Raw genomic sequence first — 24,921 nt, 5'->3', positions numbered from 1 at the left:
TGATTAACTGATTTTAATATTATGGATGTATAATTATGATATCGTGGATATATCTTATTTTAGCAGGTCTTTTTGAGATAGTATTTGCTATAGCGCTGAAATTATCAGAGGACTTTACAAAAACTAGATGGATAGTTGTTTTTATGATATCTAGTGTGTTTAGTTTTTATTTTTTATCTAAATCCTTAGCAAGAATACCAATTGGCACCGCATATTTAATTTGGAGTGGAATTGGCGGGGTTGGTGCTGTGATGGTTGGTATCATGTTTTTTAATGAACCCACAACACCTCTAAGATTGTTTTTTATGGCTTTAATAATTATTGCAATGATAGGCCTGAAACTGTATTAAAAATTTTAAAATATCAAACTAAAGGTAAAATTTTTTAATATTAGGATTTTTATTGACTTCCTATGTCTCACTTATGTTAGATTATGTTAAGTTTTTTAGTAATAAATTAACAATTCTAGTAATTTTTGATACCAATACAAAGTTGAAATAAGATGGCGGTTGTAAAAATTATGTCATTGTTTTATATATGAATTTGATTAATTTTAATTAATTGATTAAGATGTAGTTGTAAACATGAATGAGTGTAAACCTAAGAGTGTATTTTGTGAATATTAAAATTAGATAAATTATGTTGCAACCAATTAAGGATATAAGTATAGCTCTAGGCAATATTGCAATAAAGGTATATGGGGCGCTGTATGATTATGACAAGGATGTTGAAGATAAAAAAGGGGTTAAGCACAAGGATAAAAGTGAAGAAGAAGCAAAAAAGGGTTTTTGGAATAGGACAAAAGCGTTTTTATGGGGCACACTTGACTTGTTTTTTGGTCCATCTACATTAAAAATTATAACCCTATTTTCTATTGCTATGTTGGCTTTTAGTCCATTTGGTCCTATTGCAATAGCTGTATCAGCTAGTATTTCAGTTTTATGTTTGGGAATAGGTGTGATAATAGATGGTAAAAATTTAAAAGATTTAAGGGTACAACAGAAGGAGGCAAAAGCTTTAGAAGGAATAATGGAATTGCATAAGGAAAAGTTAGAAGTTCTAGATCAATCTCCGGAGTTGAAAAAAATTTTAAATGAGGTATTACAAAAGAGAGAAATATTGAATGGAGAGGATAAAACATTAAGAATAAAAAATGTATTGCAACATTTTCCAGAAGCATTGATACCGCTGGTTGGTAACGCCATGAGTGGTAATATAATTTCAATTAGTGCTGGTATATTTTGTGTGATAGTAGGTGGCATATCAGCTATAAATGAACAAAAATCTTTTAGCAAACAAAGAGAGGAAATGTATGAGGTGGTGCAAGCTAATAAAGCTTTGCTTAAAATGGGTGGTTTAGAGATAGATTATCCACGAGGAGGAGGATTAGATTTTTTAAAGGGCCTAATAGTTAATACTGAAAATGAAATAGCAGCCATAAAAAGTATACAACAGAAAATTGCACAGGGCGAAATTACTCTTGATAATCCTGAACAAGTAAAATTGCAATTTAGTCAGGAATTAGAAGGTGCTAAAAATATGTCGAGAGGTGAACCTAGTAAAGCTGATGATTTAAAAGTTCATGGGTTAAATTATTATATTAAAAAGGCATTTATGGGTAGTTTTTCATATGATAGAAGTAGAGAAATTTTCGCTCCGCTTGCACATCATCATGAGGACAATAATAAAAAGCTTGAGGATTTTTATTTAAAGAGAGGGGCGGAAGAAAAGCTCGAGCGGGAAAAAGTTATTGATAAGGTAGTAGTAGTAGGTGATGGAATTAATCAAGCAAAAAGTAAGCAAGTCGGAGGAGTGTTATCTCATGTGGAAAGATTAAGTGCTGGTGGTGAATCAGTAAAAGCTTTTGGTGGAGTCCAAAAATAGGGTTTAGTTAATCAGTTTTATGAGACTCTTCAATTTCAATTAAAGTATCGCCACTTAATACGGTATCACCTTCTTTGTAATTAATTTTTTTAACTGTTCCTTCTATTGGGCTTATTAATGTATTTTCCATTTTCATTGCTTCTAAAATAACCAAGGATTGTGCCTTATTTATACTCTCGCCCTCTTTTACTTTTATTTCTTTGATAAGTCCAGTGATACTGGCTACCAAATTATTTTGTTTGAAGTCATGAGTGGGTTTTTTCATAAATTTATATAGCTCTGCAGTTCTCGGAGATAGTAAGCGAGTTTTTACCTTGGAGCCCATAAAAGTTATATTATAGTAATCCTTTTCTTTTTCGATTTGTAAATTATAGTCCTTATCATTAATTTTGCACCAAAATAGTCGTCTACCTGCTTCCCAATTACTAGTAATGTAGAATTTTCTATTTTCAAATGTTATCTTATATCCTCCTTCCTGGCTTCTAACTGTAACTGGATAATTTGTGTCATCTAATTTAGCAACCCATCTTGTTCCAATAGCCCTAGACATTCCTCTTTGTTGGCCACTAACATGAGCCATTCTTTTGATAGTGTTAATAAATGCAAATATAGATGCACATAGTACTACTGAGCTTAATTCATCATTTAGCTCAGCTCCTGAAAAACCTTCTTTATATTCTTCTTCGATAAAATTGGTTGATATATTTCCTTCTATAAATTTTTCATTATTGAGAACAGCTTGCAGAAAACTTATATTGTGTGATACTCCTCTGATGATGTATTCTCCAAGAGAATTCTTCATCAAATCAATTGTTTTAGCTCTACTTTCAGAATGAGTGCATAATTTGGCTATCATCGCGTCATAGAACATACTTACTTCTCCACCCTCGTATATACCAGTGTCAAGTCGTATATTTTCATTTAATTTAGGCTCTTTATATCCAATAATTCTTCCAGTTGAAGGTAAAAATCCGCATGTTGCATCTTCTGCATAAATTCTAGATTCCATTGCCCATCCATTAAGCGAAATATCTTTTTGTTTAAACGGAAGTTTGTTACCTTCTGCTATTCTTATCATTTGCTCTACAATGTCTATGCCAGTAATTAATTCTGTTACGGCATGTTCAACCTGGAGCCTTGTATTCATCTCTAGGAAATAAAAATTTCCCTGTTGATCCACAATGTATTCAATTGTTCCAGCCGAGAAATATTGTACTTTTTTTGCTAATGCTATTGATTGAGCATACATCTTTTTTCTAATTTTAGGGGTAATAAATGGGCTTGGCGCTTCTTCTATTACTTTTTGATTATGCCTTTGAATTGAGCATTCTCTTTCACCCAAACATACAAAATTACCATGTTTGTCGGCTAAAATTTGTATTTCAATATGTCTTGGTCTTATTATTAACTTTTCTATGAATGTCCTTGAATCTGAAAAATTATTTTGGGCTTCATTTTTAGTTGAGCGAAATGCTTGTTGCATTTCATCATCACTTCTTACAACCCTCATGCCTTTTCCACCACCTCCAGCAGCAGCTTTTAACATTATTGGATATCCAATACTTTTGGCAATTTTAACAGCATGGCTTTCAGTTTTTATAGCTCCAATATAACCCGGAATAATATTAACTCCAGCAGCTTTAGCCAATTTTTTAGCCTCAATTTTATCTCCCATTTTCTTTATAGCAGTTGGGGATGGACCAATAAAATTTATTTCGGATTTTTCCATAAGTTTAGCAAAGTCAGCATTTTCTGACAAAAATCCATAACCTGGATGAACTGCATCCGCTCCTGAAATTTTTATTGCTTTTAAAATTGCCTCAACATTTAAATAACTTTGAGTTGCAGGAGATTTACCTATGTAAATTGCTTCATCAGCATATTTTATATGAAGCGAATTGTTGTCTGCATCAGAATATACCGCAACCGTTTTTATTCCTAATTTACTTGCTGTTTTAATTATCCTACAAGCAATTTCACTACGATTGGCAATAAGTATTTTCTTTATTTTATTCACGCAAAGTTATATATAAACATAAAACATTACGGAAGCTAGCATAATATGTTGTTAAAATCAATCTAATGGTAAGCTTCCAAAGCAATTTGAAATATATTACTAAACTATAGTAAAACTAAATGAATAACATTGCTTAACTTTATTTTTAATATTCAATCAAATATCAATATTGTTTTTATATAGATATTATACAATCTTAAATTCGTTTCCTTGATACAACCCTTTCAAGTTTATTAATTTGCCTGAAAATTTTCTTACTTTTATATTAGCTTCAAGCATCAGTTCATTTGATATTTCAATACTTTCTTGCCAATTTGCGTATTGATTCTCTTTAATATTTCCTGGAAAATTCTCATCATATATTACCTCAATTATTCCAGCTTGAATTATGCTTTTGGCACATCTAGAGCATGGTATCCAAGGTGTGTAAATAGAGCATCCTTTTGATGATATCCCATTTCTTGCGCAGTGCAATATAGCATTTTCCTCGGCATGGTTTGAAGAAAGATATTTGTAATTTTTATCAGTATACCTGCTTAATCTGTCATCAATATTTCTTGGTAACCCATTGAAACCTGTTGAAATAATTTCATTGTCAACCCCAACAATTACAGCGCCTACTCTTGTGCTTGGATCTTTACTTTTCATTGATATAAGATAGGACAGGGTCATAAAATATTCATCCCATGTATAACTTTTCAGCATAATTTATTACTCCTTTTAACATATAACAATAGATACCCCATGAGTATGGATTTTAAAAGTTAATTTTTAGTCTTTATTTATAGTTAACTTTTTGTAATATGGGTAATTCATAACTATGAGTGCTTATGGACTGACCAGAAATAATGACTCTATCACCTAAATCTTTGCATCGTATTATCCCTCCTCTCATTGATGCTTGATACGCTATCATTTCGTCCTTTTTCAATTTTTTAGCCCAATATGGTATTAATCTGCAATGTGCCGAGCCACAGGCTGGATCTTCATCAATGCCAACAGAAGGTGCGAAATATCTTGATATAAAATCATACTTAGTATCTTTTGAGGTAATTAATAGTGCTCTATATGGGAGCGATGATATTAATTCCAAATTTGGTATAAAATTTCTTACTTCATTATTATATTTCAACTCTGCAAATAATATATTTCCTGAAAGGCCTAAGTAAACAATATTAAGGTTTTTTAAAATCTCATCAATAACCTTATTTGACTTCATTTCTGTTATATTAATACTGGGGAAATTTAAACTTATCCATCCATTCATTTCAGAAGCTATAAATTTATTATTGGAGTTGAAAAAATTTATTTCGGTATTTTTTTCAATTATTTTGTTTTGGTATAGTACATGTGCAGAAGCTAATGTTGCATGAACGCAGATTGGAGCTTCAGACACAGGTGTAAACCACCGAATATCAAAATTATTTTTAGAAGTATTTTTTAAAAATGCCGTTTCTGAAATATTATTTTTAGTTGATATGTTCTGCATTTCAATAATATCAGGAAAATCATCTATAATGCATACAGCAGCTGGATTGCCATGGTTTGCACTTGTGGTAAAAGCATTAACAAATGTAATTGTAATTGATTGTTTCATGACTTAAGTATATAACCAACAGATCTTACTGTTTTAATTAATTCAAATTTAGTATGATTAGCTTTGCTTATCGCCTTACGCAATCTTGTAATATGAACATCTACTGTTCTTTCCTCAACATAAACTTTAGCTCCCCATATTTTATTCATTAAAGTTTTTTTAGATATAATTTTTTCAGGTGTTTCTAAAAAAATTTGAAGAATTTGAAATTCAATTGGTGCTAATTTTAATCCTATTTTACCGTCGTATGCTTTATGATTTTCAGGATCAATTTCTATCCCAGCATATGTTAATTTAGTATTTGAAAATATAGGTCTAGCCCTTCTAAGTAACGCTTTAATTCTTGCAACCAATTCTGAGCTATTAAAAGGTTTTGATATATAATCGTCAGCGCCGTTATCAAGGCCAACTACCTTTTCGAAATTTTCACCTCTTGATGACAGCATCAATATTGGGATTTTTGCAGTATTAGGTGTTTTTCTTAGGTCTGCACATATTTCTATACCAGATTTTCCTGGTAGTAACCAGTCTAAAACAATTAAATCTGGTTCACATTTTGTAATAATTTCTATTGCATCGATGCCATCACTTAATACTGTCACGGTAAAATTTTCTTGTTCTAGGTAATTCTTAATGGTATATGAAATCTCGTGTTCATCCTCAATAACTAATATGTTAGCTTTTATATTTTTAATCATCTCACAAAAAATATGGTGCCGAATGTCTGATTTGAACAGACGACCTACCGCTTACAAGGCGGTTGCTCTACCACTGAGCTAATTCGGCATATCTAGATCAATATTTTCACTATCAACTTAATATCTTTAAAAATTACATTTTGTCAACTTGAAATGACTTTAATTGCTTATTTATATAGTATTTTAATGGTGTTAAGTTGATGTTTAGTGTGTCAGCCAGATTTTTGTTACCAACAGTATTATTTACTAATAATAAATCTACTTCTTCTGGGGTGATTGGGAAATTTTTTATAAATTTGGATAAATGAGAAATCCATTTTATAATGCTATAATTGATAGAAAGGTAATAAGGTTTTTTACTAAGCTTTTCAAAAATATAATTTAATATTTCCAAAAATGTCAATTTATCTGGTCCGCCTATTTCTAAAATTTTTCCACTCCATGATTCATCATTGGTGAGAAGAATTTTGCATATAGCTTGCGTTAAGTCTTCAACAAAAATCGGCTGAAAAAAAACATGCCCTTTATTAATTAAAGGAAATATTGGTAAAATTGTGATCAAATGAATTAGCTCATTAATAAATTTATCATTACTACCAAATACTACGCTTGGCCTTACTATAGTAGCATTTGGATAATTTTGTAACAACTCACTTTCTCCTTTCAATTTTGTCTTTGCATAGGAAGATATTATATGAGTTTTATCAATACCTAAGGCTGATATGTGTATTAATTTTTTGATTGAATATTTTGCTGCATAATGAGCTATTTGTTTTGGGATATTGATGTGCAGCTCCTTAAATGATTTGTGTTTATTCTCTCTTAGTGTTCCAATTAGATTAATGACATAATTGGAATTGCTAAATATATCTTCATAAAAAGCTTTATTATCACAAAATTTGACGGTGCATATTTGACCTGGTAATCCACATAAAAATAAATCATCATGCGCACTAAAAGTGCTTTGTATTACGTTGATCTTAGAATCCAATTTTGCTAAATTTTTAACCAGATTACTTCCGATAAATCCGTTGCCACCAAATATAGAGATAGTTGATTTTTCACTGATCATAATAATTTTTGCATATATACTTAGATTAAATTTACGCTAAAAAATATATAAAACAAGACGATATTTCTTGCAAATTAACACTTTGCTCATTAACCTTGAGCTAAAATGTTTATGTTGTATAAAAAATAAGATGATTGAACTTCAAAGTTTGCCTTACTCAAGGAACTTATTAAAGCCCACTATTTCGGAAGAAACTGTGAATTTTCATTATGATAAGCATCACAAAGGATATGTGGATAAGCTTAACCAATTAATAAATAAAACTAACTATGCATCTAAGACTTTAGAAGAAATAATTAAAGAGTCATATGTATATGAGGATTTAAGTATTTTTAATAATGCGGCACAAATTTGGAATCATGATTTTTATTGGAGATCTATTACTGAATACAAAGAGGTAAATTCCCCAACTGATCAGGTGCTTGACATGATAAATGAAAATTTTGAAAGTTTAGATAATTTTTATATTGAATTTATCAATGCAGGTATAACATTATTTGGTAGTGGATGGATTTGGTTGATACAGGATCCTGAAACTTTAAAATTAGAAATAATGCAGTCTAAAGGTGCTGATAATCCACTAATATTTAATAAAACTGCAATATTAACTGTAGATGTATGGGAGCATGCATACTACATTGATTATAAAAATGATAGGGCAAGTTATTTGGATAAAATTGTAAAATTCAATCTAAATTGGGATTTTGCAAAGGGTAATATTAATTTTAAAAAAGCAGAATGAATTTTAAAAAATTTTTTAAAAAAAACACAGAGACCGTTGCTAAAGAGGAGAGTAATGTTACTAATTTTATAACAACCAATAAAGAATTAAAAAATTGGAGCGATGATAGATACCAATCTACAGTAATTCAAAGAAATCTGTTGTTATTGTTGTTGATAGTGTGTTTTGTACTCATTATAATTTCCTTAACAACTATAAGGTATTTAAAAAATACTCAAAGTATTGATCCATTTGTTATTGAAATTGAAAAAAAGAGTGGTATTCCAACTGTTGTGGAGCCTTTATCTATAAAAACATACTCAGCTGATGAGGCAATTAGAAGATATTTTGTAATGAAATACATTAGGGCAAGAGAGGAATATTATTCTGGGACATTTAATAGAAATTTTAATGACGTGCTTAGAGTTCTGTCAAGCTCAGATGTATATTACAGCGATTATAGAAGTAAATTTGGTTATAATAATCCTTCTAGTCCGTATAACCTATATGGAAGTAGTTCATATAGAACTGTGGGCTTAAAATCTATAATATTTCCTTCAGCAACTTCTGCACAAGTGAGGATTACTTTAACCGTTGCTGGACAAATTAATTTGGTTATGAATAAGATTATTTACATGGAATTTGATTATTTTAATCTGAACATGAGTGAGACGGATAGATTAATAAACCCTCTTGGATTTCAGGTAACTTTATATAGGATGAATGATGAAAATAATTAAGAAATTAGTATTAATAACGATTTGTTATTTATTATTTGTTTGTACTATTTTTGCTGTAGACAATCCAATTTCAACGGATAGTAGAATAAAAACTTTAATCTATAATCCAAATGAAATTTTTAGGATAGTGGTGCATTATAATTTTCAGACCAGCATTGAGTTTGAGAAAAACGAAGAAATTAAAACCATTTCTACAGGAAATAGTTATGCCTGGCAATTAACCCCAATGGATAATAGGCTTTTTATTAAACCACTAGAGGATAATATTTTAACCAATATGACTGTTATTACCAATAAAAGGGTGTATCAGTTTGAAATTCAATCTAAGCCATATTCAGGTTACATTGATAATGAGTTAATTTATGTTGCAAGGTTTTATTTTCCTAGTCCTGATGAGAAAATTGCATACCCTGAAATTCAAAAAAATGAAGAAGATAATAGTGGTTCACTTGATATTAAACCATATAATTTTGACTATATAATGGTTGGTCCTGTTAAATTTTTACCTTCTAAGATCTTTGATGATGGGATTAAAACTTATATATATTATGAGAAGAATATTAATTTGGATAAGCCTAATGTTAAGCTTGTCAAGGGAAATGATGAAGTTCATAATATTAAGCCTATGATAGTTGGAGATTATTTAGTTATTGATAATGTAGGGAAAATTTTAGAACTAAGTTTTAATAATAATGTTGTTGAAATAACTAACAAGAAATACTTAAATTAAATCTATGACTCAGGAAGATCAGATAAATGACATAAATAATAAAAAGCAGGTTCAAGATAATGAAGAGGTTGTTGAAGAAAATAAAACCTTTTCTACTGTTTCAATTGCGTCAGGTCAAAAGAAGTTATTATTAGTAGTATTGGTATTACTGGTTGCAGGTGTAATTTATTACTTTTTTTTTGAAGATAACGGCTCAAAAACTAATGACAAGCCTGAGGTTGTTGATAAAAAAGAAAAAGAAAAAATGTTAAAGAGTTCTAAGCCAGTTCCAAAGTATGATCAAGATACAGAGTTGAGCAATGGTGCTAAAGATTCTAAGCCCCTCTCAGCACCAGAGGTAGTAGCTCCTACACCTACACCTCCACCACCTCCACCACCACCACCACCTAAAATAGATATACCTCAAAAACCAGTGTTACCACTGCCTCCAAGCTTAAGTGGAGATAATGGTGATTCATCTTCCTCAAGAAGTATATTCCATTCTCCTTTTTCTGATGATAGTGATGAAGAGAAAAAAAGACAAATGGCTATAGAGGCAAAGAAAAAAGCAGGTATTATGGTATCAGGTGGAGGGGGTAGTGATAGTGGTGGATTATTGGCTGGTGGAAAAAAAGAAGCAACTCCACCAAAGAAAAATTCATCTGATTTTTTAGGTTTTGGTGATGGGGCTTTAGATGGTGAAGCGATTAGTAACTCAAAAGCAGTAACGGTTAAAGCCACAGAAGTTAACAATCTGAATAGAACCATTATTCAAGGTAAAATTGTTAATGCGGTTTTAGAAACTGCGATAAATACAGATATACCTGGAATGCTTAGAGCTATAGTGACCCGAGATGTATATGCTGAGCAAGGTATCGATATAATGATTCCTAAAGGATCAAGATTAATAGGTAGTTATGAATCAGAAGTTAAAGGAGGTCAAACTAGGGTTGCAGTAATGTGGAATAGATTGATTAGACCAGATGGAATAGATATAGAAATTGGCTCTGCAGGGGTAGACCAATTGGGAAGAACAGGGATTGCTGGCGATGTATATGATCACTTTTGGAGCAAAATCGGAAATGCATTTTTGGTATCATATGTTGTACCAGTTGTTGCTGCAGAAGTTGCAAAAAAAGCTTCTAACATTAAAAATAATAATAATAGCCAATCTTCATCAACAACAAATAAAGATGGTTCGATCACGATTACTACAAGTGGTGATCCTACTGCACAAGCGATAGCGGATAGTACTAAGCAGTTTAGTGATATTACAAAAGGTATGTTGCAGGATTCTTTTTCTACAAAACCTACCATTACAGTTAATCAGGGTACGGTTATTAGCATATTAGTGCAGAAAGATTTGGTGTTTCCTCCGCTGAACTATATACAGAATAAAAAAATAAACAAATGACGTTAAATGTTACTGCCCTTGAAACGTATTTAAAACCTTTGTATCTATTATTTGATGAGGATGGAGTTAATGAGATTTCAATAAATAAACCACTTGAGGCTTGGGTTGAGAAAAAGGGAGATATTAGAAAAGAAAACGTCCCTGAATTAAGCTTCGAACATTTAAAATCATTGGCTTTATTGATAGCTCAATCTACTGAGCAAACCATCAGTGAAGAGAATCCACTGCTTTCTGGAACTTTACCAAATGGTTTTAGAATACAGATAGTGATATCGCCAGCTTGCGAGGCTGGTACAATTGGCATCTCAATTAGAAAACCGTCAACAATGAATTTGAATTTAGATTCATATGAAAAGTTGGGTGCGTTTGACAGTACGGCTACTGAAAAAGTTATTGATGAAAATGATGCAATTTTAAAAGAATATCTTGAGCAAAAAAAGATTAAAGAATTTTTAAAGCATGCAGTAATTTGTAAGAAAAATATTATTATCAGTGGTGGTACCTCTACTGGTAAAACTACATTCACAAATGCTATGTTGCGAGAAATTCCTTCAGATGAAAGGTTAATTACTTGCGAAGATGCAAGAGAAATTGTTTTAAATGATCATCCTAATAGACTGCATTTATTAGCTTCAAAGGGAGGGCAGGGGAGAGCTAAGGTTACTACACAAGATTTAATAGAAGCATGTTTGCGTTTAAGGCCAGATAGGATAATTGTTGGTGAGCTCAGGGGGGCTGAAGCATTTAGTTTTTTAAGGGCAATTAATACGGGTCATCCTGGCTCAATTTCTACATTACATGCTGATAACCCATTAATGGCCATAGAGCAATTGAAATTGATGGTTATGCAAGCAGGGCTTGGTTTACCACCAGATCAAATAAAAGAGTATATAATGCAAGTGGTAAATATTGTTGTGCAGCTTAAAAGAGCGGAAAAAGGAAGAAGATACGTATCTGAAATACATTTTAATCCATAAGCATTTAAAAAATAAATTATAGAATTATTCGTTTGATATTTTATGATGCGCTGTATTTCGCTGATTTAATAAACACTCAGGCCTAATCAATCTTCTAGATTTTTTGATAATTTCTGTCTATATAATTGTCAATTAACTTGATAAATTCCAATGTAATGTTATCGCCTCTTAGGGTGTTGGTTTTTTTTCCGTCTTCATAAACAACTGCTATAGGGTTTTCACCATCTCCTGGCAAACTAATTCCAATATTAGCGTGCTTACTTTCTCCTGGGCCATTAACTATGCACCCCATAACGGCAATTTTTGTTGATTCAACATTTTTGTAGTTATTTTTCCAATAAAGCATATTTTGATCAATATGTTTTTGAACATCTTGAGCTAATTGTTGAAAATATACACTTGAAGTTCTTCCGCAACCTGGGCAAGATGATATTTGTGGTAAAAAACTTTTTATTTCTAGAGATTGTAAGATTTCTTGACATAATTTTACCTCTGCAGTTCTAGATTCACCTATCATAGGAGTTAAGGACGCTCTTATAGTATCACCAATTCCTTCTTGCAGTAAAATAGATAAAGCTGTGGTTGTGGCGACCATTCCTTTAATTCCAATTCCTGCTTCAGTCAATCCAACGTGTAAAGGGTAATCACATTTTTTTGATAACTCTCTATAAACTGATATAAGGTCTTGTACCTTTGAAAGCTTAGCAGATAAAATAATTTTGTTGTTGCTTATGCCTATTTTTTCTGCTTTTTTTGCGCTATTAAGTGCTGATTCAACAACAGCTTTCCTCATTATAAAATCTGCAGACTTTGGAGTGCTTAATTTAGCATTTTTATCCATAAATTCCGCAACTAGTTCTTGATCTAAGCTTCCCCAATTAACCCCAATTCTAATTGGCTTATCGTATTTTATAGCACATTCTATAATTTGCTCAAAATTTTTATCACGCTTATTTTTAAATCCAACGTTTCCAGGATTAATTCGATATTTTGCTAAAAATTTTGCACATTCAGGAACCTCTGATAACAGAGTATGGCCATTATAGTGAAAACAGCCTACAATAGGAATTTTAAAGCCTTTTTTATCTAAATTCTCAATAATTGCGGGAACAGCTTTTGCAGCATCCAAGTCATTAACTGTGATTCTGACTATTTCAGAGCCAGCGTTGTGTAAATCAATAATTTGTAAAGTAGTAGATTCAACATCTTTTGTTGAAGTATTTGTCATTGATTGTATAACCACAGGATTTTTAGCGCCAATTAATACATCTCCAACTTTTACTTTTGCTGTATCTTTTCTTATTATCTGTTGCAATGCCACCATTTTGCGAAATTTTTTATAAATTATAACACTTAGATTTCAAATAAAAAGAAAATTTCTTCTATTGTAATTTATTAGCTGAATTTGAGTAAGTTTATGCTTATAAAGTTTATTAATTTGTCCTTTAATTAAATATTTTGCCATTATATTTATTTTAATTGCAAAATATTGACTCAAAATAATGATATGTTAGAGTTGTATATGTAAATTTATTGGTGAGTGTTATGACGTTACAAAGTGATTTTAACAGTTATTTAGAAGAAAAGGGCCTTGAATCTAAAGTCACTCCACAAGTTCTTATTGAAATTGAAAGATACACGAAGTTAGCTACAGATGCTAGACCAAAAATCACAGATATGTATAAAGCTGCGGTTGAAAGCATTTTTTCAAATAATGAAAATTTATTGCCGTACGCTCAAGATATTTTTGAAAAGGTTTTTGATAAATATACTGGAACAAATCCAAAATTAAATGCAGTTAAAGATAATGTTCTTGAAATGGCAAGACGCAAATCTCCTGGTGAAGCTGCGGCTACTGATAAAGCTGTAGAATCAGAGGCGTTTGTAAACGAGATAAAAGATGCAATATTGGCAAATGATATGCCGGCAGGTGAAGAACCTGTATTTGAATCTTTTATGAAAAACGCTAATAAGTTTGTTGAAGAAGGCTCAATTACTGTAGATAATTTGATAGATATATTGGATTTTGCACTTAAAAATGATGTTAAAGTTGGGGTAGATAACAGACCAGCTATAGAGTTGATTAATGAATGGGAAAAAACACAAGGTAGAGGAGGAGATTTTGTTAAGCATGCCATAGATAATAAGTATAAATTAAATGGAGAATCGGCAATAAAATGGGCGGTAAGAAATGATGTAGAAATTGATGGTAAACCCGCATTTATATACGCAGTTGAAGATTTAGGAAATGATCAGGATAAGTTATTTAAATGGGCGGTAAAAAATGATATTAATATAAATGGGGTACTTGCTATAAAATTAGCAGTAAAAAATGACATAGAAATTGATGGTAAACCCGCACTTGTATACGCAGTTGAAGATTTAGGAAAAAATCAGAATACTATGTTAAAATATGCTATTAAAAACGATATAAATATAGCTGGTAAGCCTGCAGTAGAATGGGCATTTTTAAATGATAAAACGATAGATGGTAAAGCGCCTATGGAATATGCAACTAATATCAATGCAACAGTAGGTGGAATGGATTTAATGGAATGGGTTGGTAAAAATGCAGACAGATTGGTGGGTGAAAAAACACCTAGTGAAAGGGTAGTTGGAAGACATACTGAAAAAGTATTGAATGATAATTTAGCAACTAGTCAACCATCAATAAAGGTCAGGTGATAATTGTTTAAAGGCTAATAAATTAGTGATTATACTAATATCCTACACGATTTGCTAGATCTTATGATGCGGTTTTAAGGGATGATAATTGTGTAGTATAATGTCAAATGAGTAGAGTTGAAAGATAATTGGTATGGAGAGAGCTTGTCTTAAAATATGTGAGCAACGGCTTTATGTTTTTCGTTTATTTAAAGATTATTGCGAATGAATAGTGTTTTTAAAGTTTATTTCAATATTATTTATGCTATCATCTAATAAATAATAGGGTTAAATGTCGATCATGGAAAAAGGGTGCGCAAATCAGAATCAAATAAAAATTCAAGAAATAGTTAGTTTAATAAAAAACCAGTATGCAGCAAATTTTACTAGTAAATTTTTGGAAGAGCTTTCTGAAGATAATTTATCGATATTAAGCCCGAAGATAATAAGTAGGGGATGTGAAAATGCCTATAATATTATTAAAAAGAAATTTAATGGAAACTTTATAATAGATATAGATATTGAAAATGAAAATGCTGATTATGCTATTTTAACCATAATTTGTTTTGATACCCCGTTTATAATTGATTCCATAAAGAATGAACTACAATCTCATGATGTAGATATAAATCTTTTTTCACATAAAGCATTTGATTCCAAAGACTATAAAAATTATCAGTTTACTAATCTTGGTGATGGCAAAATTGCAGTTTTACAATTTTACATTTCAAATTGGTTCGATGAGAGTTTTTATAGCAACTTAAAAATCAAAATTTCTGAAATACTGGAATGCACTAAAATTGCAGTAGACGATTGGAAGCATATGAAGAATTCTTTATCGGCTTGTACTGACAATCTCATAATAAGTCTAGAGCTAAAAAATAACACTAATATTGATGAAGAGCATGTAAATTTTTTAAGATTTCTTTTAGAGGATAATTTTATTTTTTTGGGATATGCGCATTCAGTATTAAATAATATTGATAGTTTTAAGGTAGATGAAAGGAAAAATTTGGGCGTGTTAAAACGTCCAAAATTTACTAATGAAATAGAATTACTAAATAATTATCAATTTAATGATTGTGTGATAACTGTTCGTAAATCTGATACTAAAACATCGGTACATAGAAAATCATATATGTTATGCATATCTGTTAAAAATTATAATTCAATTGGGAAATGCATATCTATAGATACATTTTTTGGATTTTTAATTACTAAAGTCTATTATATGAGTGTATTGAATATACCACTTATCAGAGACAAAATTAACTATGTTATAAAAAAATATGGATATCCAAGTGATAGCTATAATTCAAAAGAGTTAGTTTCTGCCTTAGAGGACTTTCCTAGAAGTGAATTATTACAAATAAGTAAAAATGATTTATATAAAATTGCTTCAGGAATTGTATCATTAACAATTAACCCACGTATTAAATTGTTTATTAGAGAAGACAAAGCAAAAAAATATATTAGCTCATTGATATTTATACCTAAAACTAGATTTAGCACACAGGTAAGGCAGAGAATTGAGCATATTTTATGCAATCAGTTCAATGGCTTTGTTGCAAAACATTATGTCAAAATAGGAGATGGTCAACTTACTAGATTACAATTAGTAATAAATTTGCCCGATAAGAAAATCCCTCATTACGATATAGATAGGGTAGAAAAGCTGATTGCTAGTACTATAAATGCGTGGGATGATAATTTAAAAGAGGTGTTAAATGGCAACTTAAGTAGAAAGGACGCTGATAAGCTGTTTAAAAAATATCAAGATGCATTTAACATTCAATATACTACTAGTTTTTCTCCTGAACAAGCAATCCATGACATTAACGCAATTGAAGAGGCTTTAACAAAAAATAAGGTTGCTTTTAAAATATATAATTCTGCTAAAAGTAGCAAAAGTTTGATTCAGCTGAAGATATTTTCGTTAAAGAATGAATTGCACCTATCAACTATATTTCCGATAATCGATAATCTGGGGCTATTTATAATTGATGTGGCCACTTTTGAGATAAGGATTAATAATATGGGAGTAGAAGAGAAGGTTTTTATTCACTATTTTAGAACAAAACCTAAATTTGGAGAATTTGAATTTAACAATGCTTTGCAACTTAATATAGAAGAAGGGTTGGAAAAAATTTGGGACAACACAGTCGAAAATGACGTTTTTAATAATTTGCTTTATTATGTAGGTATTAATTATAGAGAAGCAAATCTTCTAAGAGCATATGCAAAATATTTAAAACAAATTAAATTTGAATTTAATATTGAATATATATTAAATACGTTGGTGAAGAACTCCGACCTTACCAAAAATTTAATAAACTTATTTCAGTTGAGGTTTAATCCAGATTTAAAATATACAAGCTCTACTGAAAAAGATATTTTGGATAAAGTTAATGAAATGCTTTCAAAAATATCGGTATTTGTAGAAGATAAGATTTTGAGCACATATTTATGTTTAATTCTAGCAACAAAACGAACAAATTTCTTTCTTATTGACAAAGTTACAAGTTATTATAAAGATTTCATATCACTAAAAATTAGTTCGAAAGAGATTGAAGATATGCCACTTCCAAAGCCGGAAGTAGATACTTTTGTTTATTCCTCTAAATTTGAAGCGATACATTTAAGAGGTGCTAAAATTGCAAGGGGTGGGATAAGGTGGACTGATAGAACTGAGGATTTTAGAAAGGTGGTATTAGATTTGATGAAAGCGCAAATGACTAAAAATTCATTAATAGTGCCTTCTGGTTGTAAAGGGGCTTTTGTTATCAAATATCATACAAACAATAATGAAGATTTCTTAAAACTAGGTATTACTTGCTATAAAAATTTTCTAAGAGGAATTTTAGATATAACAGATAATATTGTTAACAAGAAAATTGTTAATCCTAAGCATATAATTAGACATGATGAAGATGATCCATATTTTGTTGTTGCTGCAGATAAGGGGACTGCAACTTTTTCTGATTATGCTAATCAGGTCTCAAAGGAGTATGATTTTTGGCTTGGTGATGCATTTGCATCAGGTGGTTCAGCTGGCTATGATCATAAGAAACTTGGCATAACGGCAAAGGGTGCTTGGATATGTGTAAAATATCATTTTAACTCTCTAAATATTAATTTAGATGAGGACAATTTTACAGCTATAGGAATTGGTGATATGTCTGGTGATGTATTTGGGAATGGAATGTTGTTGTCTAAAAAAATGAAACTTTTAGCAGCTTTCAATCATTTGCATATATTTCTTGATCCAGATCCAGATACAGAAAAAAGTTTTAAGGAAAGGCAAAGATTGTTTAATAATCCAAATTTAAAATGGACAGATTATAGTGCAGATTTAATATCAAAAGGCGGTGGGGTTTATGAAAGAACAGTTAAAGAAATATCAATTTCACCTGAAGTTAAGGTTGCATTAGGAATTAGTGCTGACAAGTTATCTCCGTCTAAATTAATAACTGCAATATTAAAAGCACCAGTTGATTTATTGTGGAATGGGGGAATAGGGACCTATGTAAAAGGTGAGTTTGAAGATAACAATGAGATTGGGGATAAGGTTAATGATGATTTAAGAATAATAGGGAGAAATTTAAGATGTAAGGTAGTAGGTGAGGGTGGAAATTTAGGTTTTACTCAAAAAGGAAGGATAGAATTTGCCAGACACGGAGGGTTAATTAACACAGATTTTATAGATAATTCTGGTGGTGTTGACTGTTCTGATCATGAAGTAAATATAAAAATTGCTTTGCAACATGAGATAGAGCAAAAAAATATCACTCTTGAAGAAAGAAATAAGATTTTAAGTAAATTATCATCTGATGTAGAAAATTTAGTTTTACAGGATAATTACAGTCAATCTGTTTTATTAAATATGGAAAGTTATTCAGATATCAACAATCTAAGAGATTATCGTTGGTTAATAAATTGTTTGGAGGAAAAAGGTGAGTTATTAAGAGAAGTTGAAAAATTGCCAAGTCAAGAAGAAATTATGAAATTAGAGCTTGAGAAAAAGTCGCTTACAAGGCCAGAGATTGCAGTTTTAGTTGCATATGCAAAAAATTCTATCGCTAAAATATTGGTTTCATTCGATTTTACAAAAGAGAGTTTTTTTCAAAAGATATTGCTTTCGTATTTTCCAGAGCACATGCAACAAAATTTTAAACAATCTATAATGTTACATAAGCTTAGCAATGAGATAATTATAACAATGATCTCAAATGAATTTGTGAATACATTGGGTTGTACAACTTTTCACCTTCTAAAAGATGAAAAAGGTTTTAATCCTGTGTCTATTGCTAAAGCATTTTATATTATAATGCAAACTGCTGATGCAAAAAATATTCTAAAAGATATAAATGGTGCGTCTGTTAGTATTTCAGTAGATTCAAGATATAAATTATTGAATAAATTACACACAATTATTAAAACAGGAATAAATTGGATTTTAATGCATTATCCTGACATGACTGATGTAGAAGCAATTATTGTAAAACAGAAAAATGGGTTTAATGAATTATGCAAATCATTTAATAAAGATGAGTATTTTAATACTGTGATTGCAAAGCAAATTAAAAAGGTTAACGGCCATATTAAGGAAGATAAAAATTCAAGTAATTTAATTTTAAATATAGTGTATTTTAGTCTTATTACATCCTTTTTTGATATAATTACAGTTAAACAATCTTCTAAAATTGATATAGATATTATAGCTAAAGTGTACTTTAAAATCAGAAATAGGTTGTATATTGAACAAATTTTAGAATTGATTAATAAAAATAATGAAGCAGATCACATAGAAAAATTAGCGTACGATTATATCGAAAATGAACTAAGAAAGATTACCGTTGATATCGTGTATGAACAATTAAAAGATTATAAAAATACTGAAGATCTTAGTTTTATTAAAGACAAGAACAAATTAAATAATTTTGATAAATTTATATCTAAGATATTGCTGGAAAATGGTGAAAACAATTTTGTTTTGGTTCAAGTTATAATCAATAAGTTGAAAGAATTAGTAAAATCAGAAAGCATATAAATGAAGAGCATAACTTTTTATCAAGTTCAAAGCACCCTTTATAAAGTAACTATTCCTAAAGTTATTATAAAAATATTAGAAGTTGCTAAAAAGGTGAATTTTCTGTGTAAGGATGAGGATGAAATGGAGTATTTGGATAGTCTAATGTGGTCTTTTTCTCAATTATCTTTTATACCTCATTCTACTGAAAATGACAAATTTGATGTAGAATTGCAGGATTTAATAATAGCAACAAATTTTGATCATTTAATACGCCACAGTAATTTTTTAATACTTTCTTCAACTGATTTATTGGCGAATTTTAATATTGATTTGGTAAATGACATATTTGTTATCACTACAGAGAATGTAAATATTAAGTACCTGCTTACTAAATTAAATGATAAATTATTTGGAAATAAAATTAAGTATTTTATACAAAATCTTGATAGTACGTGGAAAGTAGGTTATGATAGCTTGATAGGATGAGCTTTGCGGAATTATAATTTCTTCAACTGCTTTTTTTATTAAAAAATAAAAGTTTTATAAAAATTAAATATAATTGTTGCTTTTGTCTTGATTTTATTGATAGATAGTTTTTATAATATGTATTTAAACATTAATAACGGAGTTAGAATGAACAAGAACGAATTTTTGGATATATTATCAAAGGATTTAGAATGCACAAAGACTAAAGCCAATGCAATATTGAATTCTGTTTTTAAGTGTATAGAGCATTCACTAAAGGATTCAGATGAATTAAGATTTATTGGATTTGGTTCATTTAAAGCTAAGCATACTGTTGCAAAAGAAGTTAAAACCCCAAGAGGTACCATTGCTAAAGTTCCAGCTCAAAGGAGAGTGAGCTTTTCAGTTGGCTCAGAATTTAAAGCGACTGTGAACAATAAGTAATATTTGGTTATTATCATATTGCGCACTAGTTGCGCTTATGTTTTTTTATGGTGTTAAATATATATGTCTGGTAGTGTAAATAAAGTAATATTAGTGGGAAACGTCGGAAATCAACCAGAAATTAGGGTTTCTCAAGGTGGTGGTAGTGAAATCGCAAATTTTTCAATTGCTACGAGCGAAAGGTGGAAGGATAAAAATTCTGGAGAACAAAGGGAAAAAACAGATTGGCATAGGGTTGTGGTTTTTGCACCTGGGCTTGTAAATATTGTTAAAAATTATGTCAATAAAGGAAGTAAAGTATACATAGAGGGTAAGTTGCAGACCAGGGAGTATATGGATAAAGAGGGCATAAAAAAATATACTACAGAGGTAGTGCTGACTCAATATAATAGTACACTAACTTTGCTTGACTCTAAAGGTGGTGATTCACGACATAACGAAAATCATTTTGAAAATAATAATCAAGAGTCAAAATATGAAGAATTTGACCCAGATAATATTAAGGATGAAATTCCTTTTTAATTCAATTCTACTATACTCACTAAGTAATGAAGTGAGCCTGTATATTATCAATTTTTCAGGGTGTTGTTAGAACAAGGGGTTTTTAATAATAATTTAGAAATTTAAATAGGAGATTGCTATAATATTTTATATATTATGTAAATTTATCTACGTCCCTTAAATATAAATATTATACTTAATAACCATGCTTTAATCCATGATATTTCATTAACATATACATTTTTGATTTTGGTAGTTTATTTATAATCAATTATATTATACAATCCCATATCTATTTAAGTTTTAATAGTGTGATAGTGAGTGCAAAAGGAGATTTAAATGAATAAAATAGTAAAAACAGTTTTTGCTATAGATGATAATCCATATTTTATTAATACATTGATAAAGCTGTTTGAAAGATTGGGTTGTGATTATAAGGTATTTAATCATCCAGGTGAAATGCTGGAAATATTAGCCGATTTGAAGAAAGACGTCTCAGTTATATTATTAGATTATCAAATGCCTGAAATTGATGGTATAAATTTAGCAATGAAAATTAGAAAAAATAGTGATTTTGATTCAATTCCTATAATTTTATTATCACAGTATAAGGAATTACTGAATATACAAAAAAAAGAAGAAATAGAAAAATTATTTTTAAAAGTAATCTTTAAGGGTGATATTTTTACTGCTTTGCCTACTGTATTTAATGAGGTTTTAAAAATATAATTATTATCTTGATAGAATATTGATTATACAAAAAATCACTATTATGATGAACTTGCTTAGTGATTAGGATATAATCGTAGAAAAAGGTATATAATGTCTAGTGGTATAAATCCAATCAGCGTAGGTAAGATACATGGAGTTAGAAACGTTGATAAAAAAAAGGATAAAGACAAGAGAGCGTTTAGTTTAAATGATTCAACAAAAACATCTAATAAAATAAGTTGCAATCAAGAGATTAATACAGAAAATTTATACTTTTTACAAACTAGCTCCAAGGATTCAGATAAAGAGAAAAATTATAATTACGGTAACAACTTATTGCATCTATTGTCTGAGTATAGAAAATCTATGTTGTTTTCTAAGCCGTCATTGAAAGAATTGTATGAAATTAAAAAAAATCTTAAAATGTGCGATATAGGTTGTACTGACAAGAAGCTTTCAGATATAATTCAAGAAATCGAAACTTTAGCAAATGTAGAGTTAGCTAAGAGAGGTATAATATAGGATATGTTTATTAGTTTAATATCTAAAATTTTACCACTCTATATTATAGCTGTTCAAGGCTATATAGCTGGAAAATTACATGAAATAGATACTAAATCTCTCAGCAAAATCATGTTTCATTTTATTATGCCTGTAATCTTTTTTGATGTGGCACTTAATACTGAGCTTGAAGCTAAGTATGCTCTATTGCCGGCAATGTATTTAGCATTTTCTTTTATTCTTGGTAAAATAGCGCTCTTTATTGGATCTAAATTTTTTGATGATGGTAGAGAGAGAATTATCAGTTACGCCGCTGGGAGCGCTAATACAAGTAGCTTAGGATTATCAATAGCTATGTTGGTCTTTGATCAGGAGTATGTCAGAATTTTTATGTTATCAACTATAGGTTTTGTGTTGTATGTCTATACCATAGGAAATTACACAATCTCAAATAATATTGATTCTGCTAAAAAAAGGGTTCTACTCCTTTTAAAGTTGCCACCAATTTATGGATTTGCAATAGGGTTAGTGGCAAATTTAAGTGATATAAGGTTGTTCGATGGTTTTAATAATTTATTTTTTCAAATGAGGGCAGCATATTTGGTTTTAGGGATGATGGTTTTTGGTTTAAGTTTGAGTAAAGTAAAATTGGAAGGAGGAATCAAATTTATAAGTATTTTTTCAATCTCAAAAATCATTGTGTCGCCGTTATTATACTTGTCATTTATTTTATTAGATAAATTCGTCTTCCATATTTATAACAATGAGATGCATAAAATGTTTTTCATTTTATCTGCTTTACCACCAGGAATAGATTGCATTATAACGTGTAATTTATATAACAAATTTCCTGAGAAAGCAGCGATTGCATTATTGGTAAGTACTATTATAGCGACATTGTATATACCATTTTTTTTACAGTTTTTTTAAAATGCAAAAAATATTAGAATTAGAAAGTACCTATAAAGATAATTGTGATGACGATTTTATTACCTCCTTCTCTAATATTGAGGCTTATAATGCTATTAACAACTGGGATATGTGGCAAAATAACAGAATTTTGATAATTGGTTCTGAAAAATCTGGCAAGACACTGTTGGCAAAATTATGGGAGAAAAATACTGGCGCAATATTTATAAATGGTCTTGATGATTTGGATGATAATGAAAGGATTATAGTTGATAATGTAGAAAACTATAATGATAGTACTTTGATTAATATTATTAATTTTGCTCAAGAAAAATCGCTTTCTCTGTTATTAACATGTTCAAAGTATCCGAGTTTTAATCTTAAAGATTTAAATTCTAGGATTAAATCGATTTATAAGGTTGTATTAAAGGAACCAGATGAGAGGCTGGCAAAATTATTAATTGAGAAATTTTTTAGACAAAAGCAAATATCAATATCTGAGGAAATAATTGAGTCAATTTATCAAAATATAGAGAGAAGATATAAATCTATTGATGAAGTAGTGAATATAATAGATAAACAATCGATTATAAGAAAAAGGAAAATTACGCTACAATTCATACAAGAAGTGTTTAAAAATATTATACCCCTAGATGGTGCAAAATATTAATAGCCACATTAAAAATATTATAAATATCAATGGACCGCTAAGCATTGATAAATTTACGCAGATTGCATCTAGCTATTATTATTCAAATTTTGATTCCATTGGTCAGCATGGTGATTTCATAACTGCTCCTGAAATAAGTCAAATGTTTGGTGAGATTATAGCAATTTATTTGTCTGAAATATGGTATCAAAAAGTGAATGCTCCATTTACTTTAGTGGAATTAGGTCCTGGAAATGGGACAATGATGAGGGATATTTTGAGAACAATTCAAAATTTTAAAGATATATACAATGATATAAGTGAAGTAGCTTTAATTGAAACAAGTGATAAATTGCAACAAGCGCAAAAAAATACTCTGAAAAATTTTAATAATTTTCAAATTAACTGGTATAAAGATTTAGAGAAATTGGAAGGTAAAAAATTTTTTATAGTTGCTAATGAATTTTTTGACGCTCTTCTTGTGAAGCAGTATTTGTTAAAGGAAGATAAAATATATGAAGTAGTTATTTCTTTAAATGAAAAAAATAATTTTACTTTTGGTTTGGTGAGTGATGTCTCTAATGTGGTGGGTATAGATAAATTTGGTAACAATCAACTGATTGAACTATCAGAGCATAGAAGTAATTATATTAATAAGGTATCAAGAAAAATTTCTGATGGTAAGGGATTAGCGCTGATCATTGATTATGGATATTTAAAATCTCCGAATAAAAGTACTTTGCAAGCAGTTATGGGTCATAAAAAAATTGGATTGTTTGATAAGATAGGTGAATCGGACGTAACTTCGTTGGTTGATTTTACAGAGTTACAAAATAATTTTAAAAAAAACAATATTATATCTAATATAATGAATCAATCAGATTTTTTATTGCAGTATGGTATTTTAGAGAGGGCCAAGATGTTAGTAAAGTATGGTGCATCTAGAGAAAAAATTGATTATCAGTTAAATAAATTAATCTCAGATGAGGAGATGGGAAGTTTGTTTAAAGTATTAATTACGATATAATACCAATTTATCTATCAAGTTATTTTAAGCGATTGGTATAAAGCAATAACTTTTTATATTTTTATGAAAATTTCATTATATAAAAAATTATGTTATAATAAGAAACAATTGCAAATAAGTGCCTAATGTATTATTTTGCAGTTTAAAAAGACCGACAATAAACTTTCTTGAATCATTAATAGAGCTAAA

General features: G+C 29.8%; 23 protein-coding genes and 1 tRNA gene. 17 read left to right on the top strand and 7 right to left on the bottom strand.

The features are described 5' to 3' along the window. Positions 1-35 precede the first annotated feature (35 nt). Together N3Z17_RS05990 and N3Z17_RS05985 are read left to right on the top strand one after the other, a co-directional pair. Positions 36-350 carry a DMT family transporter gene (locus N3Z17_RS05990; RefSeq protein WP_282471809.1) on the top strand — a complete coding sequence of 105 codons (315 nt, stop codon included), beginning with the start codon at positions 36-38 and terminating at the stop codon, positions 348-350. Positions 351-639: 289 nt separating this feature from the next. After that, positions 640-1,884 carry a hypothetical protein gene (locus N3Z17_RS05985; RefSeq protein ID WP_282471808.1) on the top strand — a complete coding sequence of 415 codons (1,245 nt, stop codon included), beginning with the start codon at positions 640-642 and terminating at the stop codon, positions 1,882-1,884. Between the two features lie 7 nt (positions 1,885-1,891). On the opposite strand, the gene N3Z17_RS05980 is transcribed toward N3Z17_RS05985, so the two are convergent. The 6 genes from N3Z17_RS05980 to N3Z17_RS05955 form a co-directional block, all read right to left on the bottom strand. Beyond that, positions 1,892-3,901: an acetyl-CoA carboxylase biotin carboxylase subunit gene (locus tag N3Z17_RS05980; protein ID WP_282471807.1), complete on the bottom strand. Its 2,010-nt coding sequence runs from the start codon at positions 3,899-3,901 to the stop codon at positions 1,892-1,894. A gap of 186 nt (positions 3,902-4,087) precedes the next feature. Next, positions 4,088-4,606, bottom strand: coding sequence for a deoxycytidylate deaminase (locus tag N3Z17_RS05975; protein ID WP_282471806.1), 519 nt, complete (start codon positions 4,604-4,606; stop codon positions 4,088-4,090). A 73-nt stretch (positions 4,607-4,679) separates the two neighbouring features. Next, complete coding sequence (locus tag N3Z17_RS05970; protein ID WP_282471805.1) at positions 4,680-5,498, bottom strand: PhzF family phenazine biosynthesis protein; 819 nt, start codon at positions 5,496-5,498, stop codon at positions 4,680-4,682. Further along, entirely contained in the window at positions 5,495-6,196 is a 702-nt protein-coding gene (locus N3Z17_RS05965; protein WP_282471804.1) for a response regulator, read from the bottom strand. The genes N3Z17_RS05970 and N3Z17_RS05965 overlap by 4 nt, the downstream gene beginning before the upstream one ends. 13 nt (positions 6,197-6,209) lie before the next feature. Next, positions 6,210-6,284: transfer RNA gene (locus tag N3Z17_RS05960), tRNA-Thr, on the bottom strand. 45 nt (positions 6,285-6,329) lie between these two features. Then, positions 6,330-7,268, bottom strand: a complete 939-nt coding sequence (locus N3Z17_RS05955; RefSeq protein WP_282471803.1) for a complex I NDUFA9 subunit family protein — start codon at positions 7,266-7,268, stop codon at positions 6,330-6,332. A 130-nt stretch (positions 7,269-7,398) separates the two neighbouring features. On the opposite strand from N3Z17_RS05955, the gene N3Z17_RS05950 reads away from it, so the two are divergent. The 5 genes from N3Z17_RS05950 to virB11 are packed head-to-tail and all read left to right on the top strand — an operon-like array spanning position 7,399 to position 11,829. Then, complete coding sequence (locus N3Z17_RS05950; protein ID WP_282471802.1) at positions 7,399-8,010, top strand: superoxide dismutase; 612 nt, start codon at positions 7,399-7,401, stop codon at positions 8,008-8,010. Continuing rightward, on the top strand, positions 8,007-8,729 hold the full coding sequence (locus N3Z17_RS05945) for a VirB8 family type IV secretion system protein (protein WP_282471801.1): 723 nt from the start codon (positions 8,007-8,009) through the stop codon (positions 8,727-8,729). Before N3Z17_RS05950 ends, N3Z17_RS05945 begins: the two co-directional genes overlap by 4 nt. Continuing rightward, positions 8,713-9,459, top strand: a complete 747-nt coding sequence (locus N3Z17_RS05940) for a TrbG/VirB9 family P-type conjugative transfer protein (RefSeq protein WP_282471800.1) — start codon at positions 8,713-8,715, stop codon at positions 9,457-9,459. The genes N3Z17_RS05945 and N3Z17_RS05940 overlap by 17 nt, the downstream gene beginning before the upstream one ends. Positions 9,460-9,463: 4 nt before the next feature. Continuing rightward, complete coding sequence (locus N3Z17_RS05935) at positions 9,464-10,852, top strand: TraB/TrbI/VirB10 family type IV secretion system protein (protein WP_282471799.1); 1,389 nt, start codon at positions 9,464-9,466, stop codon at positions 10,850-10,852. Next, entirely contained in the window at positions 10,849-11,829 is a 981-nt protein-coding gene (gene virB11, locus N3Z17_RS05930) for a P-type DNA transfer ATPase VirB11 (RefSeq protein WP_282471798.1), read from the top strand. Before N3Z17_RS05935 ends, virB11 begins: the two co-directional genes overlap by 4 nt. A 94-nt stretch (positions 11,830-11,923) precedes the next feature. Here virB11 and ispG read toward each other — a convergent pair whose 3' ends face one another. After that, on the bottom strand, positions 11,924-13,153 hold the full coding sequence (gene ispG / locus N3Z17_RS05925) for a flavodoxin-dependent (E)-4-hydroxy-3-methylbut-2-enyl-diphosphate synthase (protein WP_282471797.1): 1,230 nt from the start codon (positions 13,151-13,153) through the stop codon (positions 11,924-11,926). A 221-nt stretch (positions 13,154-13,374) separates the two neighbouring features. Here ispG and N3Z17_RS05920 point away from each other — a divergent pair, with 221 nt between their 5' ends. The 10 genes from N3Z17_RS05920 to N3Z17_RS05875 all read left to right on the top strand — a co-directional run bounded on the left by N3Z17_RS05920 (position 13,375) and on the right by N3Z17_RS05875 (position 24,732). Next, the gene (locus tag N3Z17_RS05920) at positions 13,375-14,514 is read left to right on the top strand and encodes a hypothetical protein (protein ID WP_282471796.1); all 1,140 of its coding nucleotides are present in this window, start codon (positions 13,375-13,377) and stop codon (positions 14,512-14,514) included. A 280-nt stretch (positions 14,515-14,794) separates the two neighbouring features. After that, positions 14,795-19,543 (top strand): NAD-glutamate dehydrogenase domain-containing protein, encoded by a 4,749-nt coding sequence (locus N3Z17_RS05915; RefSeq protein ID WP_282471795.1) that lies wholly within the window; start codon positions 14,795-14,797, stop codon positions 19,541-19,543. Beyond that, positions 19,544-20,011, top strand: a complete 468-nt coding sequence (locus tag N3Z17_RS05910) for a DNA polymerase III subunit chi (protein ID WP_282471794.1) — start codon at positions 19,544-19,546, stop codon at positions 20,009-20,011. A 117-nt stretch (positions 20,012-20,128) separates the two neighbouring features. After that, a complete protein-coding gene (locus tag N3Z17_RS05905; protein WP_282471793.1) occupies positions 20,129-20,434 on the top strand; it encodes an HU family DNA-binding protein in 306 nt (101 codons plus the stop codon). A gap of 63 nt (positions 20,435-20,497) precedes the next feature. Continuing rightward, a complete protein-coding gene (gene ssb / locus N3Z17_RS05900) occupies positions 20,498-20,956 on the top strand; it encodes a single-stranded DNA-binding protein (protein ID WP_282471792.1) in 459 nt (152 codons plus the stop codon). Positions 20,957-21,274: 318 nt separating this feature from the next. Beyond that, positions 21,275-21,664, top strand: a complete 390-nt coding sequence (locus tag N3Z17_RS05895; RefSeq protein ID WP_282471791.1) for a response regulator — start codon at positions 21,275-21,277, stop codon at positions 21,662-21,664. Positions 21,665-21,757: 93 nt separating this feature from the next. Then, positions 21,758-22,168, top strand: a complete 411-nt coding sequence (locus N3Z17_RS05890; RefSeq protein ID WP_282471790.1) for a flagellar assembly protein FliX — start codon at positions 21,758-21,760, stop codon at positions 22,166-22,168. A gap of 3 nt (positions 22,169-22,171) precedes the next feature. Beyond that, on the top strand, positions 22,172-23,077 hold the full coding sequence (locus N3Z17_RS05885; RefSeq protein ID WP_282471789.1) for an AEC family transporter: 906 nt from the start codon (positions 22,172-22,174) through the stop codon (positions 23,075-23,077). Between the two features lies 1 nt (position 23,078). After that, positions 23,079-23,726, top strand: a complete 648-nt coding sequence (locus N3Z17_RS05880) for a P-loop NTPase family protein (RefSeq protein WP_282471788.1) — start codon at positions 23,079-23,081, stop codon at positions 23,724-23,726. Then, complete coding sequence (locus N3Z17_RS05875; RefSeq protein WP_282471787.1) at positions 23,710-24,732, top strand: SAM-dependent methyltransferase; 1,023 nt, start codon at positions 23,710-23,712, stop codon at positions 24,730-24,732. Before N3Z17_RS05880 ends, N3Z17_RS05875 begins: the two co-directional genes overlap by 17 nt. Positions 24,733-24,921 lie beyond the last annotated feature (189 nt).

It is taken from the genome of Candidatus Bandiella numerosa, from assembly GCF_029981845.1.
In the GTDB taxonomy this organism is placed as follows: Bacteria; Pseudomonadota; Alphaproteobacteria; order Rickettsiales; family Midichloriaceae; genus Aquirickettsia; species Aquirickettsia numerosa.
This window is presented reverse-complemented; position numbering and strand designations above follow the sequence as displayed.